Source organism: Agrobacterium sp. LY4, assembly GCF_001526585.1.
GTDB lineage: Bacteria > Pseudomonadota > Alphaproteobacteria > Rhizobiales > Rhizobiaceae > Agrobacterium > Agrobacterium leguminum.
In genome coordinates, this window is record NZ_ASYA01000054.1 from 83,025 (window position 1) to 89,496 (window position 6,472).

A 6,472-nucleotide genomic window follows, 5' to 3' on the forward strand; every position below is an offset into this window, starting at 1 on the left:
AAAGACCGCCACGCAATATTTTTCTGCATGATATGCCGCCTGCGGGGGGATTGCGGTGTTGCCGCTTATCGTTATGTTTCCGTGGCGCGTCGCCGGCAGAAGCGGATGGCGCTTGAAGACATATGGATGAGGGCATTATGCATAAAGTGATATTCGATACGGATCCCGGTGTGGACGACGCCATGGCGCTTCTGTTCCTGCACCGTCACCCCGATATCGATCTGATCGGCGTCACCACGGTTTTCGGCAACGCCCCCATCGATATCACCACCCGCAATGCGCTCTTCCTCAAGCGGGAATGGCAGATGACCGCACCGGTTGCGAGAGGCGCCGGCGTGACTTTCGATCCCGCCCGCAAGGAAGGCCATTGGCCGACTTTCATCCACGGCGAAAACGGTCTCGGCGATATCGATATCCCTGAAAACATCGATCTGCCGCTCGATCCGCGCCCGGCGCATCGCTTCATCATCGAGACGGTGAAGGCCCATCCCGGCGAGGTGACGCTGATCGCCGTCGGCCGCATGACCAATCTGGCGCTGGCACTGCGTGAGGAACCGGATTTCGCCGCGCTGGTGAAGGAAGTGATCGTCATGGGCGGCGCCTTCGACATGAACGGCAATGTCTCGCCGGCGGCCGAGGCCAATATTCACGGCGATCCGGAAGCGGCCGATCTCGTCTTCACCGCGCCCTGGCGCGTTGTTGTCGTCGGTCTGGACGTGACGACAAAAACCGTGATGACCAGCGCCTTCATGGCGGAGATGGCAGAGGCCGGCGGCAAGCCCGTGCAGCTGCTTTCCGACCTGTCGCAATTCTATATCGATTTCTACAAGACCCGCACCGGCGACGGCATGGTGGTGCATGATAGCTGCGCCTGCGTTTATCTCGTTGCGCCGGAACTGTTTACCACCCGCAGCGGCCCGGTGCGTGTGGTCTGCGGCGGTCTTGCCGACGGCCAGACGATCCAGAAGCCGGATGGCCGCGCCTTTCCGCCGGGCGACTGGGACGGGCATCCGAGCCAGCTCATCTGCACGGATATCGAGCCGGAGCGCGTGCTTTCGGTCATCCGTGCGGCAATTGTGAAGGGTGAGCGCGGCTGAAGGGCAGGAATGGCCGTTCTTGAGCATGGCTTGCCTTGCATTTTCCAAGAATCTGGCGTTATGCAAGTTCCCTGATCATAGTGCGCGATCCGCCTTGCCGGCGGGGCTGAGAAGGCCGTGCCGGAAGGACGGGCGGATCACCGCTATGCGGCGTGGGACGAGAAAAGCCTTGTAGGTTTTCCCGTGCTTTGCGCTACAATGAATAACGCCTGCCGGGTCGGTTCGTGTCGGCGGCGTTTAACAACAAAAAACGAACCTTCGTTATGGGCCGGCAGAACCGGTCCATTCCCATGAGGAAAGAGATGGAAGAGTTTCACAAGGTCCGGCGTCTGCCGCAATACGTCTTCGAACAGGTCAACCGTTTGAAAGCGAGCGCGCGAGCGGCCGGGGCCGATATCATCGATCTCGGCATGGGCAATCCCGACCTTCCGACCCCGAAGGCCATCGTCGACAAGCTTTGCGAGGTCGTTCAGGACCCGCGCACCCATCGTTACTCCTCGTCCAAGGGCATTCCCGGCCTTCGCCGCGCGCAGGCAGCCTATTATGCCCGCCGTTTCGGCGTGAAGCTGAACCCCGACACGCAGGTCGTCGCCACGCTCGGCTCCAAGGAAGGCTTCGCCAATATGGCGCAGGCCATCACCGCGCCGGGTGACGTGATCCTGTGTCCGAACCCCACCTATCCGATCCATGCCTTCGGCTTCCTGATGGCGGGCGGGGTTATCCGTTCGATGAATGTCGAGCCGGATGACAGCTTCTTCGGACCGCTGGAGCGCGCGGTGCGCCATTCCATCCCGAAGCCGCTGGCGCTGATCGTCAACTACCCGTCGAACCCGACGGCGCATGTCGCCTCGCTGGATTTCTACAAGGACGTGATCGCCTTTGCGAAGAAGCATGAGATCATCGTACTTTCCGACCTTGCCTATTCGGAAATCTATTTCGACGAAAACAATCCGCCGCCTTCGGTTCTGGAAGTTCCCGGCGCAATCGACGTTGCGGTGGAGTTCACCTCCATGTCGAAGACCTTCTCCATGCCCGGCTGGCGCATGGGCTTTGCCGTCGGCAACGAGCGGCTGATCGCGGCGCTGACGCGTGTGAAGTCCTATCTCGATTACGGCGCCTTCACGCCGATCCAGGTTGCGGCGACGCATGCGCTGAACGGTGACGGTTCCGACATTGCCGAAGTGCGCAATGTCTATCGCCGCCGCCGCGATGTGATGGTCGACACCTTCGGCAAGGCCGGTTTCGAAGTTCCGCCGCCGGCGGCGACGATGTTCGCCTGGGCGAAGATCCCGGAAAAATTCCGCCATCTCGGCAGCCTGGAATTCTCCAAGCTTCTGGTCGAGAAGGCAGATATCGCCGTTGCTCCCGGCATCGGCTTTGGCGAGATGGGCGACGATTACGTCCGTCTCGCGCTCGTGGAAAACGAGCATAGAATTCGTCAGGCAGCGCGCAATCTGAAGCGTTTCCTGTCGAGCGCAGACGAAACGATGCATAACGTCGTTTCGCTCAACGCCCACAGATAAGGGCAACCCAAGGCGGCCGGGTCCCGGCCGCCACCATCAACAGCAATCAGGAACATACCCATGGCAGATTCATTGAGAATCGGCATAGCGGGGCTCGGCACTGTCGGCGCTTCGCTCGTGCGCATCCTCCAGCAGAGAAGCAACGAACTTGCGATTACCTGCGGACGCGCGATTGAGATTATTGCGGTGAGCGCGCGCGACCGTTCGCGCGACCGCGGCATCGATCTCACGGGTATTACCTGGTTCGACACGCCGGAGCAGCTGGCGAGCGAAGCCGAGATCGACGTTTTCGTGGAATTGGTCGGCGGTGCTTCCGGCCAGGCGGAAAATGCGGTGCGCGCTGCACTCGCACGCGGTCTCCATGTGGTGACAGCCAACAAGGCGCTGCTGGCCAAGCATGGCGTCGAACTGGCGACCATCGCCGAAGACAAGGGCGCGCTTCTCAATTTCGAAGCGGCGGTGGCCGGCGGTATCCCCGTCATCAAGGCGCTGCGTGAATCCTTGACCGGCAACCATGTGTCACGCATCTACGGCATCATGAACGGCACCTGCAATTACATCCTGACCAAGATGGAGAAGGAAGGGCTGTCCTTCGAGGCCTGTCTGAAGGAAGCGCAGCGGCTGGGCTATGCCGAAGCCGATCCTGCCTTCGATATCGAGGGCAACGATACCGCCCACAAGCTCGCCATCCTGACGACGCTTGCCTTCGGCAACAAGATTTCGGCCGATGACATCTATCTGGAAGGCATCACCAATATCTCCAGCGAGGACATTCAGGCGGCCGCCGAACTCGGTTACCGCATCAAGCTTCTCGGCGTGGCGCAGGTGACCGAATCCGGCATCGAGCAGCGCGTGCATCCGACCATGGTGCCGCTCGATTCCGTTATCGCCCAGGTGGATGGCGTCACCAACGCGGTGGCGATCGAATCCGACATTCTCGGCGAATTGCTGATGGTTGGTCCGGGTGCGGGCGGCAACGCCACGGCGTCCGCCGTGCTGGGCGACATTGCCGATATCGCCAAGAGCCGTCCGGGCGCCCAGCAGGTGCCTGTTCTCGGCCGTCCGGCGAAATCGCTGACGGAATATCGCCGCGCCAAGATGAAGAGCCACGAGGGCGGTTATTTCATTCGCCTCACGGTGAAGGATCAGGCCGGCGTCTTTGCCTCCATCGCCACCCGCATGGCGGATAACAACATCTCGCTGGAATCCATCGTGCAGCGCCAGCGCGTGCATGTGGAAGGCGCGCCGCAGACCATCATCCTCGTTACCCATGCGACGATGGAAGATGCGATCCGCAAGGCGGTGAAAGCGATCAAGAACGAGAAATATCTCGTCAGCGAGCCGCAGGTCATCCGCATCGAGCGCACCTGAGACGCTTCGTTATCTTGATTTTATCGAGGGCCGCGCTTCCGGATGGAGGCGCGGTTTTTCGTTCTATGGCTGCCCGCATCGTGCCGGTAGTCTCGCGCCCATAAAATTTGGGGGGACGGCGTCGGAAGCGCTGGAAAACAAGGCGATTCGGCACTATGGTTAATCCTGTTCACCAAGCGAGGGAGGCGTGGCCGTGACATCGATCATCCTGTTCAAGGACAATAAGCGTGCAGGCGTTGCGGCCGCCCATCACCGGGCGCGGCCTCACAATGCCAATGACAATATTCGCAGCATGGAATTCGATATGGGGGAGCATGAGCGCAACTGGTGTTCGCTTGCCGTGTTCTCGCTGCTGCTGCTTGTTGGCGCGGTCTCGATCGTCAGCCCGTTTTTCTCGATTTTTTCGGTGTGAATCCTCATAAGCGCGTTTTTGCTTGAAAAACGCGCCACCGCCATTTAGCCCGTTTTAAAGCGCGATTGGGCGCATGACAGGATGAATGGACAGGATGGCAATGATGGAGCCGGCCGATACCGTGGCCCGCGCGTTTCTAAGCGTGGAGCGGTCGGCGACAGAACAGCGCTGGGTGTCGCGGCTGGATCAGGCCGGGCAGAACCGCGCGCTGGCCATGTCCCAGATCCACGCCATCCCCGAATTGATCGCACGGGTGCTTGCCGGGCGCGGTGTGGGTGTCGATGACGCCCTGGCGTTCCTCGATCCGACCATTCGTTCCCTGATGCCCGATCCGCATGTGCTGACCGATTGCGAAAAGGCCGCCGAGCGGCTGGTGCGGGCCATCGAGACAGGCGAGAAGGTGGCGATCTTTGGCGACTACGACGTCGACGGCGCTGCTTCCTCCGCTTTGATGTACCGGTTTCTCGCGCATTTCGGTCTGACACCGGAAATCTATATTCCCGACCGTATTTTCGAGGGCTACGGGCCGAACCCCGCAGCGATGCAGCAGCTTGCCGCCAATGGTGCGACGCTGATCGTGACGGTCGATTGCGGCTCCACCAGCCATGAATCGCTGAAGGCCGCCAGGGATGCGGGAACGGATGTCGTGGTGATCGACCACCATCAGGTCGGCACGGAACTGCCGCCGGCCGTGGCGCTGGTCAATCCCAACCGCGAGGACGATCTTTCGGGGCAGGGGCATCTCTGCGCCGCCGGCGTCGTGTTCCTCGTGCTGGTGGCCACCCTGAGGCTGTTGAAAGAGAGGCGGCACAGGCAGGCCTTCACGCTCGATCTGCTGTCGCTTCTCGATATCGTCGCGCTTGCCACCGTGTGCGATGTGGTGCCGCTGAAGGGGCTCAACCGCGCCTATGTGGTGAAGGGGCTGATTGCCGCGCGCCATATGAACAATGCCGGGCTCGCTGCCTTGTTCAAGAAGGCGGGGCTGGGCGGGCCCGTGACGCCCTATCATTTCGGTTTCCTGATCGGGCCGCGCATCAATGCCGGCGGCCGCATTGGCGACGCTGCGCTCGGCAGCCGTCTCCTGACCATCGACGATGCTTCGCAGGCCGAAATCATTGCCGAGAGGCTGGATGAGCTGAACCGCGAGCGGCAGGCGATGGAAGCCGCCATGTTGGCGGAAGCAGAAGCGGAGGCGCTGTTCGAATATGGCGACGGCTCGGGTGCGGGCGTCATCGTTACTGCGCGTGAAAACTGGCATCCCGGCATTGTCGGTCTGCTTGCCTCGCGTCTGAAGGATCGCTTCCGCCGTCCCGCCTTCGCCATTGCCTTCGATCCTTCCGGCAAGGGCACCGGTTCCGGCCGTTCGATCAACGGCTTCGATATGGGGCGCATGGTGCGCGCTGCCGTGGAGGCCGGCTTGCTGGTCAAGGGCGGTGGGCATGCCATGGCGGCCGGCCTGACGGTGGAGCGCGCCAATCTCGGTAAGCTCAGGACTTTCTTCGAGGAAGCGGCGGCAAAGACCGTGAACGAGCTGGTGGAAAGCAGCGTGCTGAAGATCGACGGCGCTATCGGCGCGTCGGGCGCGACATTGCAGCTTGTCGACCAGCTGGAGCAGGCCGGTCCATATGGCTCCGGTCATTCGCAGCCCATCTTTGCCGTGCCGGCGCATCGTCTGCGCGATGTGCGGCTTGTGGGTACAGCTCACGTCAAGATCACGCTGGAGGCCATGGACGGCTCGCGGCTGGACGGTATAGCGTTTCGCGCCGCAGAAGCGCCTCTGGGGCAGATGCTGCTGAATGCACGCGGTCGCAATATTCACGTCGCCGGCACCGTGGGCGCCGATCTCTGGCAGGGCCAGAGGCGCGTTCAACTGCGCGTTCTGGACGCGGCTTTCGCGCCCTGACTTTGCGCACTGACAGGGCCTTCCAGCTATCTTGGAATTTCACCGGACACCGGCCCAGGCGAGTGGATGAGGCACAACGAGACTTCTTTACGCGATGCGTGAAGATTTTTGTGCAGGCAGCTGATTTTAAAGGAGAAGCAAGTGGCACGCCCTAGGGGAGTCGAAC

At 61.4% G+C, this 6,472-nt stretch carries 5 protein-coding genes; all 5 read left to right on the top strand.

Annotated elements, in window-relative coordinates:
* The first annotated feature begins 137 nt into the window (after positions 1-137).
* The 5 genes from L904_RS25825 (at position 138) to recJ (ending at position 6,306) form a co-directional block, all read left to right on the top strand.
* Positions 138-1,097: a nucleoside hydrolase gene (locus tag L904_RS25825; protein ID WP_031233910.1), complete on the top strand. Its 960-nt coding sequence runs from the start codon at positions 138-140 to the stop codon at positions 1,095-1,097.
* 302 nt (positions 1,098-1,399) lie between these two features.
* Positions 1,400-2,620 (top strand): LL-diaminopimelate aminotransferase, encoded by a 1,221-nt coding sequence (locus tag L904_RS25830; protein WP_035260789.1) that lies wholly within the window; start codon positions 1,400-1,402, stop codon positions 2,618-2,620.
* A gap of 60 nt (positions 2,621-2,680) precedes the next feature.
* Positions 2,681-3,991, top strand: coding sequence for a homoserine dehydrogenase (locus L904_RS25835; protein WP_035260791.1), 1,311 nt, complete (start codon positions 2,681-2,683; stop codon positions 3,989-3,991).
* A gap of 187 nt (positions 3,992-4,178) precedes the next feature.
* Positions 4,179-4,403, top strand: coding sequence for a hypothetical protein (locus L904_RS28275; RefSeq protein ID WP_003524853.1), 225 nt, complete (start codon positions 4,179-4,181; stop codon positions 4,401-4,403).
* A 94-nt stretch (positions 4,404-4,497) separates the two neighbouring features.
* Positions 4,498-6,306: a single-stranded-DNA-specific exonuclease RecJ gene (recJ, locus tag L904_RS25845; RefSeq protein WP_083518543.1), complete on the top strand. Its 1,809-nt coding sequence runs from the start codon at positions 4,498-4,500 to the stop codon at positions 6,304-6,306.
* Positions 6,307-6,472: the final 166 nt, after the last annotated feature.

Excerpts from the sequence above, each read along its gene's own strand:
- L904_RS25835 (WP_035260791.1), top strand. The coding sequence starts at position 2,681 with ATGGCAGATTCATTGAGAATCGGCATAGCGGGGCTCGGCACTGTCGGC.
- L904_RS25830 (WP_035260789.1), top strand. The coding sequence starts at position 1,400 with ATGGAAGAGTTTCACAAGGTCCGGCGTCTGCCGCAATACGTCTTCGAA.
- L904_RS25825 (WP_031233910.1), top strand. The coding sequence starts at position 138 with ATGCATAAAGTGATATTCGATACGGATCCCGGTGTGGACGACGCCATG.
- recJ (WP_083518543.1), top strand. The coding sequence starts at position 4,498 with ATGGCAATGATGGAGCCGGCCGATACCGTGGCCCGCGCGTTTCTAAGC.